Origin of the sequence: Flavisericum labens (assembly GCF_045446075.1) — a bacterium.
GTDB classification, from domain to species: Bacteria; Bacteroidota; Bacteroidia; order Flavobacteriales; family Flavobacteriaceae; genus Flavisericum; species Flavisericum labens.
Map to the genome: position 1 here is coordinate 97,826 of NZ_JBJJBQ010000010.1, position 22,311 is coordinate 120,136.

Here is a 22,311-nt window from a genome sequence, read left to right on the forward strand (position 1 = left end):
TTTATTTAATCAAAAGTGCCAAAACTAACATATTTGTAATCTTCAAGCTCTTTCAAATCATTGACTTTTTTTGAACTACCGTTTTTTAATAAATAAATGTTATCCGATATACCAATTATATGACGGTACATGTGGTCGGTTATAATAATAGCTTTATACTTTTTCTCTTCTTTTATAATTTGATTTATTTTTTTCAATATACAGAGGTTCTAAATGAGAAAACGGTTCATCTAAAAGCACTATTCCTCTATTCATTTTTAAAACAATATATGTTTCAACAAGGCGACGTTCTCCTCCCGGTAATGTGTTGAAATTTTGTGTTTTATAAACTTTAAAGTTTTTAAAAATGTTGGTAAAGTCGCACCATGATATATTAAAAAGGTTAAAGATTTTTTTTAATTTATAACTCTGCGGTATAAAATTGTTTTGGGGTAAATATCCTGCCATTTTTTTTGGTATAAAGGCTTTAAAATGGGTTTGCCGTTTATTCGTATAAGTTTGTATTTTGGTTTGAGGGTTCCAAATATAATATTCAGTAAACAACTTTTTCCGCAGCCATTACTTCCAAGCATACCCGTAACCTTTCCTATTTCAGATATATGCCACTTAAAATGCGTTTTTCTTTAAAGGAAAGTTCAACATTATCGATTTCGATCGTCATACGAATTCTTTCAAGATTAAAAGGAAAGGTAAAGAAAAAACGATGTCAATTATAAACAATAAAGAAAACAATTTGAATGATGAAAATCCTAAGTTTTTGTAAAACAATAGTTTGCGTTTAGCAGAGGTTTCATTCATTAAATACCATAAAAGATTGACCAATAAAAGCTTTACTATAATTATAGGTATAATATCAAACTTCAAAAAAGAAAGCACGGTATTGATACCTAACGACCAAATAATAAAAGGCCTGTAAAAAACGTATATGGAAAATAATTGTTGCATAGGTAAGTACCATAACGCTCTAAGCGCAAAGATTATTTTAGCAATCGTGTATAACGCGGCTTTGCGAGCATGGTAAATTGATAAATTATCGTATTTTTGGTTCCCAATAAAAAAGGCAGATGTTAGAGAAATTACAAATAGTAAAACAACGTTTTGATGAGGTTAGCGATTTAATTATCCAGCCCGATATTATTTCAGACCAGAAGCGTTATGTGGATTTGAATAGGGAGTACAAAGATTTGAGAATCTTGATGGACAAGCGTGAGCAATACATCGAACTGACCAATAATTTAGCTGAGGCCGAAGAAATAATTGCCGACGGCAGTGACCCAGAAATGGTTGAAATGGCCAAAATGCAATACGACGAGGCTAAAGAAGGAATCCCGAAATTGGAAGAAGAAATAAAAGTACTTTTAATACCTAAAGATCCTGAGGATACTAAAAACGCTGTAGTAGAATTACGTGCTGGAACAGGTGGTGATGAGGCTAGTATATTTGCAGGAGATTTATTTAGAATGTATACTAAATATTGTGAAGGCAAAGGTTGGCGTGTTGATACGGTAGATTTTAGTGAAGGTACCAATGGTGGTTTTAAAGAAATTCAGTTTGAGGTTTCGGGTGATGATGTTTATGGAACCCTAAAATTTGAAGCTGGTGTACACCGTGTACAACGTGTGCCACAAACCGAGACCCAAGGCCGTGTACATACCAGTGCCGCGACCGTTATGGTGTTTCCGGAAGCCGAAGAGTTTGATGTGGAAATAAACCCGAAAGATGTACGAATTGATTATTTCTGTTCGTCAGGTCCAGGTGGGCAGTCGGTAAACACTACCTATTCGGCCGTACGTTTAACACATGAGCCAACGGGTTTAGTGGCGCAGTGCCAAGATCAAAAATCGCAGCATAAAAATAAAGAAAAGGCTTTTAAGGTATTGCGTTCGCGCTTATACGATTTAGAGTTGGCCAAAAAGCAGGAAGAAGATGCGGCAAAGCGTGGAAGTATGGTAAGCAGTGGTGACAGGAGCGCAAAAATTAGAACCTACAATTATCCGCAAGGTCGTGTAACCGACCACAGAATTGGGTTGACGCTTTACGATTTGCAAAATATTGTAAATGGTGATATTCAAAAAATAATAGATGAGTTGCAATTAGCTGAAAATACTGAAAAGTTAAAGGCTGGTGACGATACCAACTGAATGAAAAAACAGATCAAGTGACCACAGCCGAATTAGTAAACCAAATCCAGAAAAAAAAATCCTTTCTATGTATTGGTCTGGATGTCGATTTAAATAAAATCCCTCAACATCTTTTAAAAGAAGAGGACCCTATTTTTGCGTTTAATAAAGCCATTATAGATGCTACGCACCATTTGTGTGTAGCCTATAAACCCAATACGGCGTTTTACGAAGCTTATGGTTTAAAAGGCTGGAAAGCACTCGAACAAACGATTAATTACATTAACGAAAGATATCCAGAAATTTTTACCATTGCCGATGCCAAGCGTGGTGATATAGGCAATACAAGTACCATGTATGCGAAAGCGTTTTTAGAAGATTTAGCCTTCGATTCGGTTACTGTGGCTCCGTATATGGGAAAGGATTCGGTTGAGCCTTTTTTAGCTTTTGAAAATAAGCATACTATTTTATTGGCATTAACATCCAATGAAGGGGCCTTCGATTTTCAAACCAAAACCATTGAAAACAAGGAGCTGTACAAATATGTTTTGGAAACTTCAAAAACATGGCAAAATGCCCAAAACTTAATGTATGTTGTTGGTGCTACAAAAGCGGAGTATTTGGCCGATATCAGACAAATTATACCCGATAGCTTTTTGCTGGTTCCTGGGGTTGGTGCCCAAGGTGGTAACTTGCAAGACGTGTGCAAATACGGTATGAACAAAAATATTGGTTTGCTCATTAATTCGTCAAGGGGTATTATTTACGCTTCTGATAGTGCAGAATTCGCCCAGGCTGCGGCAAATAAAGCAGAAGAACTTCAAAAAGAAATGCAGATTATATTATCTAAATAGACGCACCCCTAAAATCTTTTGAGTATTCAACCTTGGTGGCATCGTCAACAAAATTGGAGATTCGGTTTTCTAAATCCTTTAAGCTAACTAGCTTGTTGAGGTTGGGTTTAATTTTGCCCACTTTGCAAAAATGTGTATTCATAATGTTCCTTTTATATACAAAATACGTATAAAACCCTTATTTAGATGTTATTACAGTGTTAAGGAATTGATAAAAATCAAACAGCCGTTTTTTTCTCGTCGCGGTAAAAGTATTTGAGCTTATTTAATTTATTGAGAAGTTTGATGGCTTTGTATTCTGAAATATCGCTTAAAGCAGAATCTGTTTGTCTTAAATTATAGGCTTGTTCAACCAAAGATTTGTACTGTTTCTTTAATTTGTCTTGACGACTTTTTATTTGGTCAAATCTTTTCATTAATAGTTGGTTAACAAGTACTTAAATATACATTATTTAGTTCGGATTTAAAAACAGAACAGCTCCTTTATCATTCGATAAACAAAAAACGGATCAGTTATCAGTTTAAAGGGCTTTTGGGAATGCAAAAAGCCAAATACAAAAGTATCTGGCTAAGTGTTGAAATTTTGATATAAATATTAATCTTGTAAAGCGAAAACTTTTCGTAATAAATCGGTTGTTCTAGAAGACAGTTTTGTTCTTATTTCTTTTTCTTCAACTGAAATCATGGTAAAAACACCTTCTAGAGCTTCCCCTGTTACATAATCAGTTAAATCAGGGTTTACATCATTTGTAAAAGGGATGTTGTTGTATTTAGTAATTAAGTTGTTCCAAATATCATCGGCACCCACTTTACTAAATGAGTTTTTAATTACCGGATTGAATTTGTTATAAAGTGCTGTTTGCGTTTTCGAAGTTAAATATTGCGTAGCGGCGTTATCATTTCCTAGCAGTATATTTTTGGCATCGGCAAACGTAATACCTTTAACCGCATCAATAAAAATAGGAGTGGCTTCTTTTACAGCATCTTCTGCAGCTCTGTTGAGTACTTTTAGCCCTTCATCTGCTAATTTACTAAGCCCAATGTCTCGAAGTGTTTTGTCTACTTTTTGTAATTCATCCGGTAAAAGAATTTTAACCAAGTCGTTTTTATAAAAACCATCGGTTTGGGTAAGTTTGGTAACTTGTTTGTCTATACCAAAGTCTAAAGCTTGCCTAAGTCCAGAGGCGATTTGGTCATTTCCTATAGTTTCTCCTTGCGGTAATTGGTTAACTACTTGTTGTAGCTCGGCACAGGCCGTTAAATTTAAAATGAAAATGAATGCTAAAAATTTACGTATCATAGTATTTGGGTTAATGATTAGAGGATTGAAATTTACAAAATTAAAATAGGGAAACGTTAAGAGAAAATAACCGTCTTATTATTATATACCATAACCTTACGGTTGGAATGAAGTTTTACCGCATTGGCAAGTACTATTTTTTCTAAATCACGCCCTTTAGCAATTAAATCAGAAATGGAATGTGCATGAGTAACACGCGTAACATCTTGCTCAATAATAGGACCGGCATCCAATTCCTCGGTTACATAATGACTAGTGGCTCCAATAATTTTTACGCCGCGTTTGTATGCTGAATGGTAAGGTTTGGCACCGACAAAAGCAGGTAAAAACGAATGGTGAATGTTAATAATTTTATTAGGGTACTTGTCAATTAATTTACTGGAAACAATCTGCATATATCTGGCAAGTACGATAAAATTAATTTTGTGCTTTTCCAAGAGTTCTAATTGTTTTTCTTCAGCAGCGGTTTTAGTGTCTTTGGTTACCGGAATATGGTAAAACGGAATGTTAAAATTATCAGCTATAGATTTTAAAGTATTATGGTTACTAATGATAAAGGGAATCTCTAAATTAAGTTCACCCGAATTGTAACGCCCCAATAAATCGTACAAACAATGGTCGTATTTCGAAATAAAAAGGGCCATTTTAGGTTTGTTTTCAGAAGAATATATGCGCCATTTCATCTTAAATACTTGGGCTATATTTGCTTTAAATTCAGCTTTAAAAACTTCTGTGTCAAAAGCATGTTCAATAAATTCGCTTTCCAAGCGCATAAAGAATATATTTTGCTCCCTATCGACATGTTGGTCTATGTAAACGATATTACCTTGGTTTTCGGCGATAAAACTAGTCACAGAAGCAATAATGTTTGGGCGGTCTTTGCAATTAATTAAAATGGTAATCTTGTTCATTCATTCTTAATTTAGGAGCTAAAAATAATGTAAATATTATTGAGGTTAAATTTAGGTTGATAATTTTAGATAATTTTATGTAAACCCCTTATTTTTTTGAATATTTCTTAAATTGCACTAGAGTATTTTAATATTTTTTATGAATGAAACAAATATCGCCATATAAACCAAAGCATCATGTAAGGATGGTTACTGCTGCATCACTTTTTGATGGACACGACGCTTCCATAAATATCATGCGCCGCATCATACAGGCCACTGGTGTTGAGGTTATTCATTTGGGACATGACCGAAGTGTTGAAGAAGTTGTCAATACGGCCATTCAAGAAGATGTTCAGGCCATTTGCTTAACATCGTATCAAGGTGGACACAACGAATATTTTAAGTATATGTTCGATCTTCTTAAGGAAAAGGGAGCTGGACATATTAAAATCTTTGGCGGTGGAGGAGGTGTTATTTTGCCTGCGGAAATAAGAGATTTGATGGAATACGGTATTTCACGAATTTATTCTCCAGACGATGGACGTGAAATGGGTTTACAGGGTATGATTAATGATTTGGTTGAAAAATCAGATAGTAAAAGCCCATCCCTAATACTTCCCAAAGGGACGGAGATAAAAGCGTCTTTAAGAAATAAGGACGTTGTTACAATTGCGAGATTGATTTCACTTGCCGAAAATAGGCCCGAAGAATTTAAGGAATTATTTCCAAGTATGAGTGAGACCTCGGCTCCATTGGGGAGGTCGGGAGGGGCTTCTCCTGTTTTAGGTATAACAGGTACAGGTGGTGCCGGAAAATCTAGTCTGGTAGATGAATTGGTAAGACGGTTTTTAAAAGATTTTCCTAAGAAAACGATTGGCATTATTTCGGTAGATCCTTCAAAACGAAAAACAGGTGGCGCTTTGTTGGGCGACCGTATACGAATGAATGCCATTAACAACCCAAGAGTTTACATGAGAAGTTTGGCCACGCGCCAATCTAATTTGGCCTTGTCAAAACACGTTAGCGAAGCCGTTGAGGTTTTGAAAGCCGCTCAGTTTGATTTGATTATTCTAGAAACTTCTGGTATTGGGCAATCCGATACCGAAATTATTGAACATTCCGATGTGTCACTTTATGTGATGACGCCCGAATTTGGTGCAGCCACTCAATTGGAAAAGATTGATATGTTAGATTTTGCCGATGTTGTTGCCATTAATAAATTCGATAAAAAAGGGGCTCAAGATGCATTACGTGATGTAAAAAAACAATACATGCGCAACCTTGGACTTTGGGATGTTTCACAAGATGAATTGCCAATTTTTGGAACTATCGCATCACAGTTTAACGACCCAGGAATGAATGCGCTTTATAAAGCAGTGATGAATAGGCTGAATGAAAAGGAAAACGTAGAATTTAAATCAACATTTACCATTTCAAACGAAATGAGTGAAAAAATTTATGTTATTCCACCTGCAAGGGTACGCTATTTATCTGAGATTGCTGAAAACAACAGGAACTACGATAAAATAGCCTCAGAACAGGTTGAGGTTGCCCAAAGTTTGTATGGTGTTTTTAAAACTATTTGCTCTATTGGGGTTATATCAGATAAAAACGGTAAAACCTATTTAGATAAGTCAGGATTAATAGCAGATGAGATTTTAAAGGAAGTGCAAAGTGAAGATGACAAGGCTTTGTTAAAACTCCTTTTCAAAGAATTTGATAAACTTAAATTTAAACTGAACCCCAATAATTGGGAAGTCATTTTAGGCTGGAACAACAAAGTAGAATCTTATAAAAAACCAATCTATTCGTTCAAAGTTAGGGAAAAAGAGATAAAAATCGAAACTCATATAGAGTCTTTGTCGCACACGCAAATTCCAAAGGTAGTTTTGCCCAAATACAAAGCTTGGGGCGATATTTTAAAATGGTGCTTGCAGGAGAATGTGCCGGGCCAATTCCCATATACAGCTGGTTTATACCCTTTCAAAAGAATGGGGGAGGACCCTACAAGAATGTTTGCAGGCGAAGGTGGGCCTGAACGTACCAATAGACGATTTCATTATGTGAGTGCCGATTTGCCGGCCAAACGTTTATCAACCGCTTTCGATAGTGTGACGCTTTACGGAAACGACCCAGATTACCGTCCAGATATTTACGGAAAAATAGGGAACGCTGGTGTTTCCATTTGCTGTTTGGATGATGCCAAAAAATTATATTCTGGATTTAATTTGGCTGATGCCATGACGTCGGTAAGTATGACCATAAATGGTCCCGCACCCATGTTATTAGGCTTTTTTATGAATGCAGCCATCGACCAGCAATGCGAAATTTATATTAAGGAAAATAATCTCGAAAAAGAAGTAGAGGCTGAAATTGCAAAATTATATAAAGAAAAAGAACGCCCTAAATATAATGGTGCGCTCCCAGAAGGAAATGATGGACTTGGGTTGATGCTTCTTGGTGTTACTGGAGATGAGGTATTGCCCTCTGAAGTTTACCAAGAAATAAAAACAAAAACTATAGCACAAGTTCGTGGAACGGTTCAGGCCGATATTTTAAAGGAAGATCAGGCTCAAAACACGTGTATATTTTCAACTGAATTTGCGCTTCGTTTAATGGGGGATGTTCAAGAGTATTTTATCGAAAATAATGTTCGTAATTTTTATTCGGTATCTATTTCGGGGTATCACATTGCCGAAGCTGGTGCCAATCCTATTACACAATTGGCTTTAACACTTTCCAATGGATTCACTTACGTGGAATATTATTTAAGTAGAGGTATGGATATCAACAAGTTTGGACCCAACCTGTCGTTTTTCTTTTCCAACGGAATAGATCCTGAATATGCCGTTATCGGCCGTGTGGCCCGTAAAATTTGGGCAAAAGCGTTGAAGCATAAGTATGGCGCCAATCCAAGGGCACAAATGCTGAAATACCACATCCAAACATCCGGACGCAGTTTGCATGCTCAGGAAATCGATTTTAACGATATTCGTACCACACTTCAGGCGTTATACGCTATTTACGATAATTGTAACTCGCTGCATACCAATGCTTACGACGAGGCTATTACCACCCCAACAGAAGAGTCTGTAAGACGTGCTATGGCCATTCAGCTAATCATCAATAAAGAACTGGGGCTTGCAAAAAGCGAAAACCCTATACAAGGCGCGTTTATCATTGAAGAATTAACGGATTTAGTTGAAGAAGCGGTTCTATTGGAATTTGACAGAATTACTGAGCGTGGTGGCGTTTTGGGGGCTATGGAAACCATGTATCAACGAAGTAAAATACAAGAGGAAAGTTTGCATTATGAAACATTAAAGCATAATGGGGAATATCCTATAATTGGTGTAAACACTTTTTTAAGTAGCAAGGGGTCGCCCACAGTACTCCCCATGGAGGTGATTCGGGCGACGGAAGAAGAAAAGAAGTTTCAGATAAAAACACTGCAAGATCTTCATAAAAATCATGATACTGATAAACTCTTAACAGAACTTCAACAAAAAGCAGTTAACAACGAAAACATTTTTGAATCGCTCATGGAAGTATGTAAAATTTGTTCTTTGGGGCAAATTACCCAAGCTCTGTTTGAAGTTGGCGGGCAGTATCGACGAAATATGTAAGCAGAGAAACCATTTTTCCTTTTTCGGAAGATAAAGTGAATCATTTATGTTTAGAATTCACATTAAGCGAAGTCTGAATGTAGACGATATAAAATTTTCCACAAAAAATGCATCTTTTTTAATCATTCTACGTCTATTAGATGAACCATAAAAACATACATTATGAAAAATAAAGAATGCATTTGTAATTGCGAACCCTGTAAAAATGGAAATTGTGCGCAATGTACTTGCAAAAACTGTACATGCACCAATTGTAATTGTTAAGATTAATTAAAAATGAAGAAAAATAGCATTCATATTTGTAAATTTAATATGAATGCTATTTCTATATTAAACTCATGAAAACAAAAGAAATTTGGAAGGCATATGCAGAGGATGTTAAACACTTTATAAGAAGTAAGGTGAAAGATCCAGTGGTAGCTGATGATTTGTTGCAGGATACCTTTATAAAAGTGCACACCAAGTTTAGTACGCTAAAGGATGAATCAAAACTGAAGTCGTGGCTGTTTACCATAGCCCGATATACGGTGATGGATTATTTTAGAGATAAAAATATCGACTACCATGTAACGGAAGCCGACATGGGTTTTGAAGAACACAAAACAGAACATACCAAAGAAGACTGCTTGCACGGAATCATTAAAAATCTACCTAAAAAATATAGAGCACCTCTTTTTTTAGCCGATATAAAGGGAGAAAAACAAGCACAGGTGGCAGAACGATTGCAACGACCACTGCCCACGGTAAAATCGCAAATACAGCGAGGCAGAAAATTAATAGCGCAAGGTTTTATGGATTGCTGCGATTTTAAGCTAAACCACGATGGTTATTTGGTTGGCGAGCTCAAGGCCAAAGAGGATTGTAAGGTGTGCCATTAAAATTTTACCAAAAAAAAGTCCTACCGAAGCAGGACTCAAGATTTTTCATCTACGGCATATAGCCTTATTGTGATAAGATTAAAGATTAGAAAGTTTAATCTGTTTCAAATGTAGGAAAAAGATTTTAAATTTAAAAAAGCAAATTATAACCTCTGGAGACAAAATAACGAGGGGAAATCTTAGATTGTTTAAATTTAATCTTTTAAATCAAAAGACGGAAAACGTGAGGTTTTTTGGTAAAGATGTTTTAAAATATAATAGAGGAAACTATAAACTCAGCATCCAAGAACGTTGCAACTTCTTAAATTTCTTTAACTCACTACGTAAAATAGGCAAGAAATCTTTTCCGTTACTGTTTGAGCGTTCTAATCTATAAGAGCTTTTGTAAAGTTTATTGGTAAGTTTTCTTAACGATGCTAAGTGTTTGTCTTTTTTGTCAGAATACCGTTGAAGCTCCACATTTACTATCTCAGGTGCCAATGATACAGATTGTTGTACTATATCTCCAGAAAAATAAATATTTCCATCTTCAGAACCATCTGGTTTTAGTGAAGATAAGTCATGGTTTAGGTAAGTAGAAATGTTTTGCGACAATGCAAAAATCTCTAAGGCTTTTTGGTAAACCGGTAATTCCGATAGGTTTGATGGGGTATTATGTAACATAATCTATTTCTAATAGCAATTTTATCAAAATTACTAACAAGAAACGAGATTCATCTTTAGATTTTAAAGTAAAAACGTATATTTGCCTTAAGATTTAATTTTTTAGGTTTAAAATTCCTTTAAATGAGTATTGATTCGATTAACAGCAAGATTTTAAGGTGTTTACAGCAAAATGCACGTATGAGTAATGCGGAAATTGGTCGCCAAGTGGGTATCAGTTCGCCAGCCGTTTCAGAGCGTATTAAAAAGATGGAAGACCTTGGGATAATTGAAGGTTATAAGACTATTGTTTCTCCATATGAAATGGGGTACCAGTTAAAAGCCATTATAACCTTAAGGGCATTTATGGGAAAGTTGAAGCCTTTTTTGGAAAAGGTAAAAACCTTTGACGAGGTGATTAACTGTTATCGTATTACGGGTGATGAAAATATCGTTATGGAAGTGGTATTGAAGAATAATAAACATTTGGAATCTTTTATTGACCAACTGATAACCTATGGAGAGTCGAAAACGCAAATAGTTTTATCGCGTGTAGTAAAGCAAAAGGCTGTTATACCAATAAAATAGAATGTTTAATTAATACGCCAAGGCGGATTTTTGCGGTTTTTACCAGCGAAGTACAAAATGATTTGGTGTCCATCGGGATCCTGCAAATGAGCTTCACGCCAAAGCCAGGGCTGCTCTTTGGGTAGTGATTTGAAAACTATACCCTTTTGCTGAAGTTTTTTAACCGTTTCATCTAAGTTTTCATCTTCAAAATAAATAGTAATGCCCTTGCCTTTAGCCAGTTTATCGACGTGGTGTAACGACAAAGTTGAAGTACCATTAGAGCATTCAAAACGAGCATATCGTGGAATGGAATCAACAATAAGCCTTAACCCCAACGTTTTGTAAAACTCGGTCGACTTTTCCAAATTTAAAGAGGGTATGGTTATTTGATTTAAATTCACGCGTTCTTTTTCTTTTCAATGTGTTTTGCAATTTGTTTTGCGTGGATTCTAGAGTTTTCAATAAACCATTTATGGGTTTCCTTCCCACCGCAAATAACACCTGCCAAATACAAGCCTTCTACGTTGGTTTCCATGGTTTCGTTGTTGTAGGTTGGGATGCGTTTACCGTCATCTGAAACAGTAATGCCACTATCAGTTAATAAATCAAAATTAGGTAAATACCCTGTTAGCGCCACTACATAATCATTTGGAATGGTTACAGTACCATCAGGCGTTTTTATAATGACTTCATCTTCTTTAATTTCAGTGATTTCTGAATTAAAATAAGCTGTTATACTACCTTCTTTAATACGGTTTATAATATCTGGCCGTACCCAATACTTAACACGTTCTCCAATGGCTTCTTTGCGCACTACCATAGTTACACGTCCGCCTTTACGCCATATTTCTAGTGCGGCATCAACGGCCGAATTACTTGCGCCAACTACAACAACATCTTGCATGCTGTAATTGTGGGCTTCTTTGTAATAGTGGGTCACTTTACTTCTGTGCTCTCCACGAACATTTAACAGTTTCGGGATATCATAAAACCCTGTACAAATAATTACGTGATTAACCGTATAACTAGATTTACTCGTATCTACTTTAAAATGTTCAGGTTGTTTTTCAACAGAAACCACATTTTCATATAAGTGGATATTTAATTGGTTGGATGTGGTTACCCGCCTGTAATACTCCAAAGCCTCATCTCTGTTAGGTTTGGAGTTGTTACTTATAAACGGAATATCGTCAATTTCAAGTTTTTCTGAAGTTGAAAAGAAGGTCATGTTTTTCGGGTAATTGAACAATGAATTTGTCAACGCGCCTTTTTCAATAATCAAATAGTCCCAGTTCCTTTTTTTGCATTCCAAGGCACAGGCAATACCAATTGGGCCTCCGCCGACGATGATAACTTCTTTTTTTTCTTCCAATGCTTTCATTTATAAATTTAATTCGTGTTTTTTAATTCCATCAATCTCCAATGCAGTTTTTAACCTTTTGGCTTTTCTTGAATTTAAATACTGACTTAAAACAAACAACAAAAATACACAAAACGTTGCCAGTAAAGTAATGATGTACCAAGTGTTGTTAAATCCCATGTGGTCTGCCATACGCATCCCAGCATTATGCCCAAAAATATGGGCAATTGAAAATGCTATGGAGTACAAGGCCATATATTCACCTTGGTTTCCTTTTCTGGCACGATCCATGGCAAATGCATTCGAAAACGGAAATGCGATCATCTCACCAAAGGTCATTAATAGCATACCCAAGATTAAAACACCTTTCCAGTCCGTAAGGTTTAGAATAATAAAGCTTGCACCCGTTAAAATGGCTCCGAAAAGCATCAATCCAGTTTTAGTAAATCGTGAATTTTCTAACCATTTTATAAGAGGCATTTCAAAAACAAAAATGAAAAATCCATTAGTTCCTAGTAGGATACCTATTTCCAGTTCGGTTAAAAAATGTGCTTCTTTATAATACAGTGGCATGGTTGAAAAATATTGTAAAAACACAACACCAAACAATACCATTGCTACCAGAAAGATTAAAAATGCTTTGTCCTTATAAGCTGATTTTGGATTTTCAATGGTGACATCGTCCAAAACTTTTGTTGTTTTTGGGTTTAAAACCGTTATAAGAACCCAAACGGCCAAAATACAGGTAATACCATCAACCCAGAATAAGCCGTTATAGCTTAAAGCGGTAATAATGAGACCACCAATGGCAGGCCCAGCAGAGAATCCTAAATTTATGGCAAGTCGTATTAAGGTTACCGACCGCGTTTTATTTTCAGGTTTACTGTATGCACTTAAGGCCACGAACATAGCCGGGCGAAACATATCGGCCACTAACATTACCAAAAATATACCAAAACAAAACGCTTCAAATGTTTTTAAAAACTGCAAGGCAATAAATAAAACACCTGTGGCCAACAAGCTAAAAACCATTACTTTGTAAAAACCAATTTTATCGGTTAATCGGCCTCCCAGCCATGAACCAACTACCGATCCTAACCCAAAGGCGGTCATAATCCAACCAATTTTGCTAAACGAAAAACCAAGGCTTTCGTTCAGGTAGAGCGACAAAAAAGGAACTACCATGGTGCCAGCTCGATTAATTAGCGTAATTAATGCTAGCCACCAAACTTCGCGAGAAAGTCCGTTAAAAGTGTTCAGGTAATTGTTGAATAAAGTTTTCATAATGTTGTTGGTTTCTGTTTTGTGCTACATATTTTGCTGTTTTAAAAAAGGGATACCACTAAAAATAAAAAGTCCGACGGCGAAGTCGGACTTTTACATATTGTATTATTTTATATTTACATCACCACAATATATAACAAGCCCAACTTCCTTTATAAGAAGCGGTCCATTGTTTTCTACAAATAGTGACGTGGTTACGCATTTTTGTTTTATTTGATTGGTCAAAACTAGGTAAAATATTTGTAAGTTGTATTTTTGAAATGAAATTTTTTAAAACGAAAGCCAATCATGAGCATTAAATTTTCAGCTATTTTTAAAAGGATGGAGAAATTTGTTACACTTATTTTTGTTTTAATTTGTTTAGCAGCTTGTGCACAGAAAAAGCATGCCATAAAAGGTGAAACTGAATTTCAAAAGGAGCAAAACGCCATGTTTAAAGATGCTTCAACTTCACCTCTTAAGGAAAAGGACTTTAAGCATTTTGAAGGCTTGGATTTTTTTAAGTTTGATTCGGCTTATGTTGTTAAGGCTACTTTTAAAAGAACACCCAACGAAAAGACGTTTAAAATGAAAACCACAACGGATAGAGCACCCATTTATTTGAAGTATGGAGAACTATCGTTTACATTAAAAGGCGGAAATTTTAAATTGAACATTTATCAAAATCAAGATTTGTTAAAGAAAGAAGGCTATGAAGATTATCTGTTTTTACCCTTTTTGGATGAAACTAATGGATTGGAAAGTTATGGTGGCGGACGCTATATCGATGCTAAAACTCCAGAGGGCAATACCATGGTTTTAGATTTTAATAAAGCCTACAACCCTTATTGTGCATATAACGACAAATATTCTTGCCCCATTGTACCACGCGAAAATTATTTAAAAATTAGGGTAGAAGCTGGGGTAAAGGCCTTTAAGAAGGGTAAAAAATGAGAATGGAGATGTTCGTTTAGCGGTCTCCTTTACTTTGATTTATAAATTTAATAGAAGAAAAGAGGAGAACTAAAACGGTCTTTAGATTAAAGCTTCGTTATAACTACGAGTCCTCTTTTCTTCTAAGATGTTTCTTCTGTGATGTAATGGAACACTCTTTTTTGCTTGGATGTAGCGTTGGCGTAAAAGTGTGTGAAATGGTAATTTATGTATTACACTTTAATGCTTTCTGAAACTTTTTTCTTTTTGTAATTCCGTCCGTACCATAATAAAATTCCGGTTACTGGTAAACTTGCAGTTAGCAAACTAACGAAAAACGCAATAATTTTTCCCGTAATTCCGCCAATTGCTCCAATATGAATGTCGTAATTCATTCGCTGAATTTTGTCAGCTACTTTTGCATTTTTGTATTTTCCGTAAATACTCGCTGTTTCAATTTCCTCCAATGTGTTTTGGTCGAAAAATCTAAAATCGGAATCGTAATAGAGTCCTTTGCTGTTTGAAACTTCCACGTAAATACTTTCGTCTGCTGTTTTGGGATAGTGTAATTCAAAACTTTTTGCATTTGGGTTTTCTTTTAAAAGTTTTGTAATTAAATAGTCCATTGGAATTTTAATATCTCTTTCTCCGATTTCGCTTTGGTTTTTAGGAATAGTAAAACGTGCCTCTTTTTCGCCACCTGTTGATTTGTAAACTACATATTTAAGCCAATTATAAGACATCATTGAGCCTGTAAAAGCTAAAATTAATGCAAGTGAACAAATGTAAAAGCCAACCACAGTATGCAAATCAAAGTTTTTACGTTTCCAACGTGTTGTTTTTTTCCAATCAAATTTTAAACGTTGTTTTAAGTTTTTACGCTTTTTGGGTAGCCAAATAATAAAACCTGAAATGATGATTAATATGAAAATTAAAATAGAAACTCCAACAACCTGCTCGCCAATAGTTTTGGGTAACCAAAGTCGCATATGACCTTTTAGAATAAATGCAAAAAATCCTGACAGATGATTATCTACTTGAATCACTTCGCCTGAATATGGATTTAAGAAAACACTTTGATAAAATTCTGGTTCGGCATCATAGAAAATTACTTCAATTGCATCATCTTCTTTTTTAAATAGAGTTCCGTGAACTGTGTTTTTTGGAAATATTTCTTTTGCTAATTCCTTTGCTTTTGTTGGTGTTAATATTGATTGGTCTTGTGGTGTGACTTTTTTATAGTCATCATAAAGACTTTCCATTTCATCTCTAAACGCCCAACAACAACCAGTTATAGACACAATAAAAACTACTAAACCTGTTGTTAAACCTAAATATTTATGTAATTGAAATATGAATTTTTTAGCTGTCATTATTTTAAATTTAAAAAAGAGCAACCTGGATAAAAAGTTGCTCTTTTTCACTTGACTAATTAAAATTGATATGAAATGTTTGCCAATAATGCTCTTGGTTGTTGTGGGTTTATGGTTGTCCAACCTTTGTAATATTCCTTGTTAAAAGCATTGTTTAGCTTTAAACCAATTCTGTATTTATTAGCTTGGTAAAAAACGGAAGCGTTTGCAATCGTATAACTTGGCAGAATAAATTCGCCAGTCGATTCGTAGTTTATCGCAAAACGTTCACTTGCTCCATTAAACCCTAAACCAATTCCAAAACCGTCTAAAGTTCCATCTTGAAATTCATAATTTGCCCAAAAGTTGTAAAGCGTTTCTGGTCCAGCCTCAAGCGGTCTTCTGTTTAGAATTTCAGTATTATCGGATTCCGTAGTTTCGCTATCATTGTTACTAAAACCAGCTCTAATATTTAGTCCTTTAAATGGGTTGGCGTTGATTTCAATTTCAAAACCTTTACTTACTACTTCGCCACCTTGAATTTTATTGAAAGGTGATGAAGGGTCAGTAATTACACGGTCTTTCAATTTAATATCATAGTAACTAATCGTTGCATTTAAGCGATTATTAAAGAGATTTGTTTTAATACCAAATTCTAATTGGTTTGCTTGTTCTGGGTCAAAAGTTTGTAAATTTTGCGGACCTTCATCAGGATTACCTACTAATTGAGGTGCTACATTGGTAAATCCATTTTGGTAGTTTCCAAAAATTGATAGTTTGTCTTTTATGGGTTGATAAACGATTCCGAATTTTGGTGATAACGTAGTTTGGTCATAATCATCTTCAAGATTTGCTAAATCACCTTCATTATCAAAATGGTCTAATCGTAAACCTATCGTTGCTGTAAGGTTATCCGTGAAATTGATGACGTCAGACAAATACAAACTATAAATATGGTATTTAGATTTTATGTTGCCAACGCCTTGTGAAGCCAAAGCAGCATCAACTCCTGAAGTTGAAAGCGGATATATATCATTTTCGACATCTGGTGTAAAAGGATTATCTCCATTTGAACCGCCATTTGGCGTTACATTTCCGTAAAAGGCATATCCTGTGCTGTTGTTTGTTTGTGTTTCATTGAAATAATCGATACCAACGACCATTCTATTTCGTAGTGAAGCAATTTTGAAATCTCCGATAAAGTTTTGCTGAATATCGGTTGTTTGTGTATTTGCGTTTTGTTTATTGATAAAACGAGAATAAGTATTGCCTTCTAAAATTCCGAAATCAAATAAGTATGAATAATATCCTTTTGTAGAAGTTGAACTTTTAGAAAGTAACGTTTGAGAATGCCACGTATCCGATAACTTGTAATCCATTTCAATTCTGTAATTCTGCGTTGGATTTTGTAATGTTAAATCGTTGCTTGTAAACGACAACTTGTTATTGTAGTTAAGTTCATCAAGATTTGAAGCAACGGTTGGTGCACTTCTATTTAGGAATAAGAAAGTTGGGTTTGTTTGTTCTGCTTGGGTAATTTCTCCGTAAAACGAGAAAGAAAGTCTGTTGTTTACTTTGTACGATAATGATGGTGCAATAAAAAACGACTTTCTAAAGCCAGCATCTTGAAAACTTTGCTCTGTTGTGTAAGCTGTATTTAATCTGAAATATAAGTTATCATCTTTACTCAAAGCAGTATTAAAGTCTCCAACAATTTGATTTAGACCGTAAGTCCCAGATGTAAAAGACAGTTCGCCGCCAGTTCCAACATAAGGCTTTTTAGTAACCACATTTATAAGTCCACCATAAGAACTTACTGCATTTCCGAACAAAGTTGCAGAAGGACCTTTTAACACTTCAATACGTTCAATATTTGCTGGGTTAATTGTTCCGTTTGTCAATCCTGGCAATCCGTTTACTAATTGAGGTTGCACTGAAAATCCACGAAGCGAAAAATAACCAGCACCATCGCCACCTCGACCAGTTGAAGTCCAAAGTTGCTCAACCCCAGTAGCATTTTTTAATGCATCATCAAAATTTGTAACAACTTGCGATTTTAAAATTTCGTTAGTAACGGTATTATAAACTTGTGTGTTTTCTATGTCTTTTAATGGAAGTTTTGAAACATAAGCGGTTTTCTTTCTTGAAAATTTGTTGCGTCGTTCACCTTCTACTATAACTTCGCTCAAAATTTCATTTCCTTCGTAAAGTGTAATTGTTTCTAATTTTGTGTTTTGATTATTTGAAACTGAAAATGAAATTTCTCTTGTTTTGAAACCTAAGTGTGAAATTAAAAGCGTGTAATCACCACTTTCTAAATTAGAGATTTTAAAGTCTCCATCTTCGTTAGTTTGTGTGCCTGTAGTTGCGTTTTTTAAAGAAACATTTACACCAAAAAGAGGTGTTTGATTGTTATCTTTTATAGTTCCAGTAAGTGATACGTTTTGTGCCAATGCTAATTTTGTTAGCAGAAATAGGGTTATTATTGGTAATAGGTTTTTCATTTGTTTTTATTTAGACTTAATATAAATAGTAAATTTTCGACAAAAATATATTTGACTTTTGATTTAACCAAATTATTTATAATAAATCTAAATAATAATTTTTAAGAGCCTGATTTTCTATTGTTAGTAGCGTTTTTTTCATTCGAAGACGAAAAGTAGCAAGTGCAAAGAAATTATGTTGCAGAGCGATTTTTTGCTCTTACGGAAATTAATTACTAAATTTTCTGAAAACTTTTTAAGCGAGGAACATTCCGAATAAGCCCACTATCGATAGGTTATCACTGCTCAGATGTTAAACGAAAATATTTAAAAATGTTTACAAAGTCAAGTGTCTACTTTGCCAAAAACATTCCTAAAAAGACAGCCAGAAACCCAGTGATGAAACTAGCAATAGTATAAACTACAAACCCCATAAAGTCTCCAGATTTTAAAAGCACATGGTTTTCGTAAGCAAAGGTAGAGAAGGTGGTAAACCCACCACAAAACCCCGAGGCTAACAATATAATATGGTTTTGAGAAAGCGATGTGTTTTTTGCTGCTAGGCCCAATATTAATCCAATTAATAAACACCCTAAGACGTTAGCGGTAAAAGTGCCATAAGGCATGTAAGATTCGGGTTTGTTCAAATATTTTCCTATTACAAAACGTAATGCACTACCAAAACCACCACCTAAAAAAACGAGTAAAATTTGTTTCATCTAAAAGTAATGTTGGGCTTATTTTATTGCAATATAAATTTCGGTATTCCAATTGGCCGGGTTGGGTTCCGCCATGGGGTCGGTTAGATAAACTTCAAGCATGGGGCCACTTTCAGTAAATTCCATGCCATTATCTGTTACATATTTCATAGCGGTTTCCCAAGCTTCGGTTAAGTTTTTGTAATCACCTTTTAAGGTCGTTTTTACTGCCTTAAAAGGTCTTAATTGCCCCGTTAAAATATTGCTTTCGGATGAGATTACCCTATCGGTGGTTGGTACACAGCACGAAAATATAGTAGCATTGTTTTCCATATCCCATTTATGGTAATATGTAAATGGAGCGCCCGCCATTTTAATGTTGTTCTGCACGGCATATTGACCAACTTCCGTCATCATTTCTTGCATTTTAGGTTCTATATCCGATATTTTGCAAGAGGTGGTATTATAAATATAAAAACCACCACCGTGTTCGGTAAGGCCATTTACAGTAATACTGTATTTTTTCATGTCTGCTGTTACAACACTATCTAGCTTAAACAGTCCACGCTCAAAATCTGGACCTGTCATGTCTTCTATGGAACCAGCAAATGTGGTATACATTTTAGTCATGAAATCTTGTTTTCCAGCCATTTTCCAGGTCACTTTAGTGCCTTCTTGGGTAGGCTCGAATGTCCAATTAATATGCGATTCCGATTTAAAAGGTTTAATAAACTGTATGTGCTGTTCAATTAATTCGTTTTCTTCTACATTCAAGGTTTTCATACTGCCCTCACCCAAAATTTCGCCGTTCCAAGCATAATTTCCACCAACACCAGATGTTTTGTCTCCATAGGTTAATTCTGCATTGGGTTCTTGTTCTATCCAAGGAGAGAAACTAGGCCAGTTTTTATAATCATTTACTTTATTGAAAATCATTGAAACTGGTGCTTTTATAACCTTGCTCCTATTAAAACTGAACTCGTTAGGCTGCACTGCAATATAAATGGACAAGCCAATAACAAATATGAGTAATAGAAAAAGAACATACTTAAGTGCTTTCATGAAATGTTTTTTGAAGAATTTGATAAATCAAATATAATCATTTTTAATTTTTTGTTAATAAATTATTACATTTGTTGTGGTAAAAATTGATTTTTTACATCAAAAAGTCATTTTTTTAGATTTATCTCTAAAATTAATGCTTTAGAGGAGCGTTTTTTAAGAATTATTAAATATAAAATAATACAAAATGAAACTTAAATTCATACTAAATTTAATCGTGGTTGCCACGGTTTTATGGTCATGCGTTAACGGAAAATCTGAGAAAAAAGATACCATGGCTCAAAAGGAAAGTGCTGACTTTAATTACAGAGTAGACCAATTCGCTGATGTAAAAATACTGAGGTATCAGGTTCCGGGATGGGAAAATCTTACATTGAAAGAACAAAAATTGGTTTATTATTTAACGCAGGCCGGACTGGCTGGTCGCGACATTATGTGGGATCAAAACTACAGGCACAACCTTAAAATAAGAGCGGCGCTTGAAAAGGTTTATAATGATTACTCGGGGGATAAATCTTCTGATTCTTGGAATGCATTTACAACTTATTTAAAGCGTGTTTGGTTTAGTAACGGCATCCATCATCATTATTCAAATGACAAATTAAAGCCCGATTTTTCGGCAGATTATTTAAAGTCGTTACTTGCTGAAACCAATACAGAATTGGAAACAGAAGCCTACGATGTTATTTTCAATAATGCTGATAGTAAAAAAGTTAATCAGGCCAAAGGTGTTGATAATGTAGCTCTTTCTGCCGTAAATTTTTACGGGCTGAACGTGACTAATAACGATGTTATCAATTTTTATAAAACCAAAACATCACCAAATCCTGAAAGGCCACTGGCTTTTGGGCTAAACTCGCAGTTGGTAAAAGACAATGGCGTGGTGAAAGAGCGTGTTTACAAATCTGGAGGTTTGTATGGCGAGGCTATCGACGAAATAATTAAATGGTTAGAGTTGGCAAAAGGAGTGGCCGAAAACGAAGCTCAGGCTACCGCTTTAGGCTTATTGATAGAATATTACAAAACGGGTGATTTGCAAACCTGGGACGATTATAATGTAGCTTGGACCAATGCCACTGATGGTAATGTGGATTACATAAACGGTTTTGTTGAGGTATATAACGATCCGTTGGGTTATAGAGGCTCCTACGAAATGATTGTGCAAATCAATGATTTTGATATGTCGCAAAAAATGAAAGTTTTGAGTGATAATGCCCAATGGTTTGAGGACAACTCTACTTTGATGGACGACCATAAAAAGGAAAACGTAGTTGGCGTAACTTACAAAGTGGTCAATGTTGCTGGTGAAGCTGGTGATGCATCGCCAAGCACGCCCATTGGAGTAAATTTACCTAATTCAAACTGGATTCGTGCTGCCGTTGGAAGTAAATCCGTATCGTTAGGTAACATCATTAACGCTTCAAATAATGCCGGTAGTTCTGGCCGATTACAAGAGTTCGCACATGATGAAGAAGAGGTTAAAAATCATGAAAAATATGGCGAGTTGGCTGATAAGTTGGAAACGGCATTACATGAAGTTATCGGTCACGCCTCAGGGAAATTAAACCCTGGAGTAGGAGAGACTAAAGAAACCCTAAAAAATTATGCATCGACCTTAGAAGAGGGTCGAGCCGATTTAGTTGCCTTGTATTATATGTACCAGCCAAAACTTCAAGAATTAGGTTTGGTTGAAGACTGGAAAGCGGTTGGGCGAGCTTCGTACGATGCTTATATCCGTAATGGGTTAATGACCCAGCTAATTCGTTTGAATTTAGGCGATGATGTTGAAGAAGCCCATATGAGAAACAGACAATGGATTTCAGCTTGGGTTTTCGAAAAAGGACAAAAAGAAAATGTTATTGAAAAAGTGAATACAGATGGTAAAACTTATTTCAACATTAATGATTATGATAAACTTAGGGAGTTATTTGGAGAACTATTGAGGGAAACCCAGCGTATAAAATCAGAAGGTGATTATGCCGCTGCGGAAGCTTTGGTTGAAAATTATGGTGTAAAAGTCGATCAAGACATCCACGCCGAAGTTCTAAAACGAAATGAACAATTTAAATCGGCGCCGTATACAGGCTATGTTAATCCTGTTTTAGTCCCTGAAACAAATGAATTGGGCGAAATTACAGCGATTAAAGTTACTCAACCCGAATCGTTTGAAGAGCAAATGCTAAACTATAGTTCGCAATATAACTTTTTGCCAGAGGTGAATTAATAATGATATTTAGAAAAATTAAAAAAGCTCAGTTTTCAATTAAACAGAGCTTT

At 35.2% G+C, this 22,311-nt stretch carries 21 protein-coding genes; 7 read left to right on the forward strand and 14 right to left on the reverse strand.

What is annotated here, in order from left to right; all coding sequences use genetic code 11:
* Nucleotides 1-5 precede the first annotated feature (5 nt).
* Together ACIEHO_RS14310 and ACIEHO_RS14315 are read right to left on the reverse strand one after the other, a co-directional pair.
* Nucleotides 6-197: a hypothetical protein gene (locus ACIEHO_RS14310; protein WP_406972917.1), complete on the reverse strand. Its 192-nt coding sequence runs from the start codon at nt 195-197 to the stop codon at nt 6-8.
* A 198-nt stretch (nt 198-395) separates the two neighbouring features.
* Nucleotides 396-572, reverse strand: coding sequence for an ATP-binding cassette domain-containing protein (locus ACIEHO_RS14315; protein ID WP_406972919.1), 177 nt, complete (start codon nt 570-572; stop codon nt 396-398).
* Nucleotides 573-1,064: 492 nt separating this feature from the next.
* On the opposite strand from ACIEHO_RS14315, the gene prfA reads away from it, so the two are divergent.
* Entirely contained in the window at nt 1,065-2,141 is a 1,077-nt protein-coding gene (gene prfA / locus ACIEHO_RS14320) for a peptide chain release factor 1 (protein ID WP_406972921.1), read from the forward strand.
* Between the two features lie 17 nt (nt 2,142-2,158).
* Complete coding sequence (gene pyrF, locus ACIEHO_RS14325) at nt 2,159-2,974, forward strand: orotidine-5'-phosphate decarboxylase (protein WP_406972923.1); 816 nt, start codon at nt 2,159-2,161, stop codon at nt 2,972-2,974.
* Here pyrF and ACIEHO_RS14330 read toward each other — a convergent pair.
* The 4 genes from ACIEHO_RS14330 to purU all read right to left on the reverse strand — a co-directional run bounded on the left by ACIEHO_RS14330 (nt 2,967) and on the right by purU (nt 5,185).
* Nucleotides 2,967-3,116 carry a hypothetical protein gene (locus ACIEHO_RS14330; protein ID WP_406972925.1) on the reverse strand — a complete coding sequence of 50 codons (150 nt, stop codon included), beginning with the start codon at nt 3,114-3,116 and terminating at the stop codon, nt 2,967-2,969. The genes pyrF and ACIEHO_RS14330 overlap by 8 nt on opposite strands.
* A 76-nt stretch (nt 3,117-3,192) precedes the next feature.
* Nucleotides 3,193-3,390, reverse strand: coding sequence for a Lacal_2735 family protein (locus ACIEHO_RS14335; protein WP_406972927.1), 198 nt, complete (start codon nt 3,388-3,390; stop codon nt 3,193-3,195).
* A gap of 179 nt (nt 3,391-3,569) precedes the next feature.
* Nucleotides 3,570-4,274, reverse strand: coding sequence for a DUF4197 domain-containing protein (locus tag ACIEHO_RS14340; RefSeq protein WP_406972929.1), 705 nt, complete (start codon nt 4,272-4,274; stop codon nt 3,570-3,572).
* A 56-nt stretch (nt 4,275-4,330) separates the two neighbouring features.
* On the reverse strand, nt 4,331-5,185 hold the full coding sequence (gene purU, locus ACIEHO_RS14345; protein WP_406972933.1) for a formyltetrahydrofolate deformylase: 855 nt from the start codon (nt 5,183-5,185) through the stop codon (nt 4,331-4,333).
* Between the two features lie 143 nt (nt 5,186-5,328).
* Here purU and ACIEHO_RS14350 point away from each other — a divergent pair, with 143 nt between their 5' ends.
* Both ACIEHO_RS14350 and ACIEHO_RS14355 read left to right on the forward strand, forming a co-directional pair.
* The gene (locus tag ACIEHO_RS14350) at nt 5,329-8,793 is read left to right on the forward strand and encodes a methylmalonyl-CoA mutase family protein (RefSeq protein ID WP_406972935.1); all 3,465 of its coding nucleotides are present in this window, start codon (nt 5,329-5,331) and stop codon (nt 8,791-8,793) included.
* A gap of 338 nt (nt 8,794-9,131) precedes the next feature.
* Nucleotides 9,132-9,671 (forward strand): sigma-70 family RNA polymerase sigma factor, encoded by a 540-nt coding sequence (locus ACIEHO_RS14355; RefSeq protein WP_406972937.1) that lies wholly within the window; start codon nt 9,132-9,134, stop codon nt 9,669-9,671.
* 267 nt (nt 9,672-9,938) lie between these two features.
* Here the strand turns inward: ACIEHO_RS14355 and ACIEHO_RS14360 are convergent, their stop codons facing one another.
* Nucleotides 9,939-10,334, reverse strand: a complete 396-nt coding sequence (locus ACIEHO_RS14360) for a hypothetical protein (RefSeq protein ID WP_406972939.1) — start codon at nt 10,332-10,334, stop codon at nt 9,939-9,941.
* 123 nt (nt 10,335-10,457) lie between these two features.
* Here ACIEHO_RS14360 and ACIEHO_RS14365 point away from each other — a divergent pair, with 123 nt between their 5' ends.
* A complete protein-coding gene (locus ACIEHO_RS14365) occupies nt 10,458-10,901 on the forward strand; it encodes an Lrp/AsnC family transcriptional regulator (protein WP_406972941.1) in 444 nt (147 codons plus the stop codon).
* 5 nt (nt 10,902-10,906) lie between these two features.
* On the opposite strand, the gene ACIEHO_RS14370 is transcribed toward ACIEHO_RS14365, so the two are convergent.
* From ACIEHO_RS14370 to ACIEHO_RS14380, 3 genes are read right to left on the reverse strand one after another with little or no spacing between them, the layout of a single operon-like run.
* On the reverse strand, nt 10,907-11,284 hold the full coding sequence (locus ACIEHO_RS14370; RefSeq protein ID WP_406972943.1) for a VOC family protein: 378 nt from the start codon (nt 11,282-11,284) through the stop codon (nt 10,907-10,909).
* Entirely contained in the window at nt 11,281-12,264 is a 984-nt protein-coding gene (locus tag ACIEHO_RS14375; protein ID WP_406972945.1) for a YpdA family putative bacillithiol disulfide reductase, read from the reverse strand. Before ACIEHO_RS14375 ends, ACIEHO_RS14370 begins: the two co-directional genes overlap by 4 nt.
* Nucleotides 12,265-13,527, reverse strand: coding sequence for an MDR family MFS transporter (locus ACIEHO_RS14380; protein WP_406972947.1), 1,263 nt, complete (start codon nt 13,525-13,527; stop codon nt 12,265-12,267).
* A 288-nt stretch (nt 13,528-13,815) separates the two neighbouring features.
* Between ACIEHO_RS14380 and ACIEHO_RS14385 the strand changes: the two genes are divergently transcribed.
* Nucleotides 13,816-14,460, forward strand: a complete 645-nt coding sequence (locus ACIEHO_RS14385; RefSeq protein ID WP_406972949.1) for a DUF1684 domain-containing protein — start codon at nt 13,816-13,818, stop codon at nt 14,458-14,460.
* A 212-nt stretch (nt 14,461-14,672) separates the two neighbouring features.
* Here the strand turns inward: ACIEHO_RS14385 and ACIEHO_RS14390 are convergent, their stop codons facing one another.
* The 4 genes from ACIEHO_RS14390 to ACIEHO_RS14405 all read right to left on the reverse strand — a co-directional run bounded on the left by ACIEHO_RS14390 (nt 14,673) and on the right by ACIEHO_RS14405 (nt 20,034).
* Nucleotides 14,673-15,812 (reverse strand): PepSY-associated TM helix domain-containing protein, encoded by a 1,140-nt coding sequence (locus ACIEHO_RS14390; protein WP_406972951.1) that lies wholly within the window; start codon nt 15,810-15,812, stop codon nt 14,673-14,675.
* 59 nt (nt 15,813-15,871) lie between these two features.
* Complete coding sequence (locus ACIEHO_RS14395; RefSeq protein WP_406972953.1) at nt 15,872-18,295, reverse strand: TonB-dependent siderophore receptor; 2,424 nt, start codon at nt 18,293-18,295, stop codon at nt 15,872-15,874.
* Between the two features lie 332 nt (nt 18,296-18,627).
* Nucleotides 18,628-18,993 (reverse strand): fluoride efflux transporter CrcB, encoded by a 366-nt coding sequence (gene crcB / locus ACIEHO_RS14400; protein ID WP_406972955.1) that lies wholly within the window; start codon nt 18,991-18,993, stop codon nt 18,628-18,630.
* Nucleotides 18,994-19,011: 18 nt separating this feature from the next.
* On the reverse strand, nt 19,012-20,034 hold the full coding sequence (locus ACIEHO_RS14405) for an SRPBCC family protein (protein ID WP_406972957.1): 1,023 nt from the start codon (nt 20,032-20,034) through the stop codon (nt 19,012-19,014).
* A 187-nt stretch (nt 20,035-20,221) separates the two neighbouring features.
* Here ACIEHO_RS14405 and ACIEHO_RS14410 point away from each other — a divergent pair, with 187 nt between their 5' ends.
* On the forward strand, nt 20,222-22,258 hold the full coding sequence (locus tag ACIEHO_RS14410; RefSeq protein WP_406972959.1) for a dipeptidyl-peptidase 3 family protein: 2,037 nt from the start codon (nt 20,222-20,224) through the stop codon (nt 22,256-22,258).
* Nucleotides 22,259-22,311: the final 53 nt, after the last annotated feature.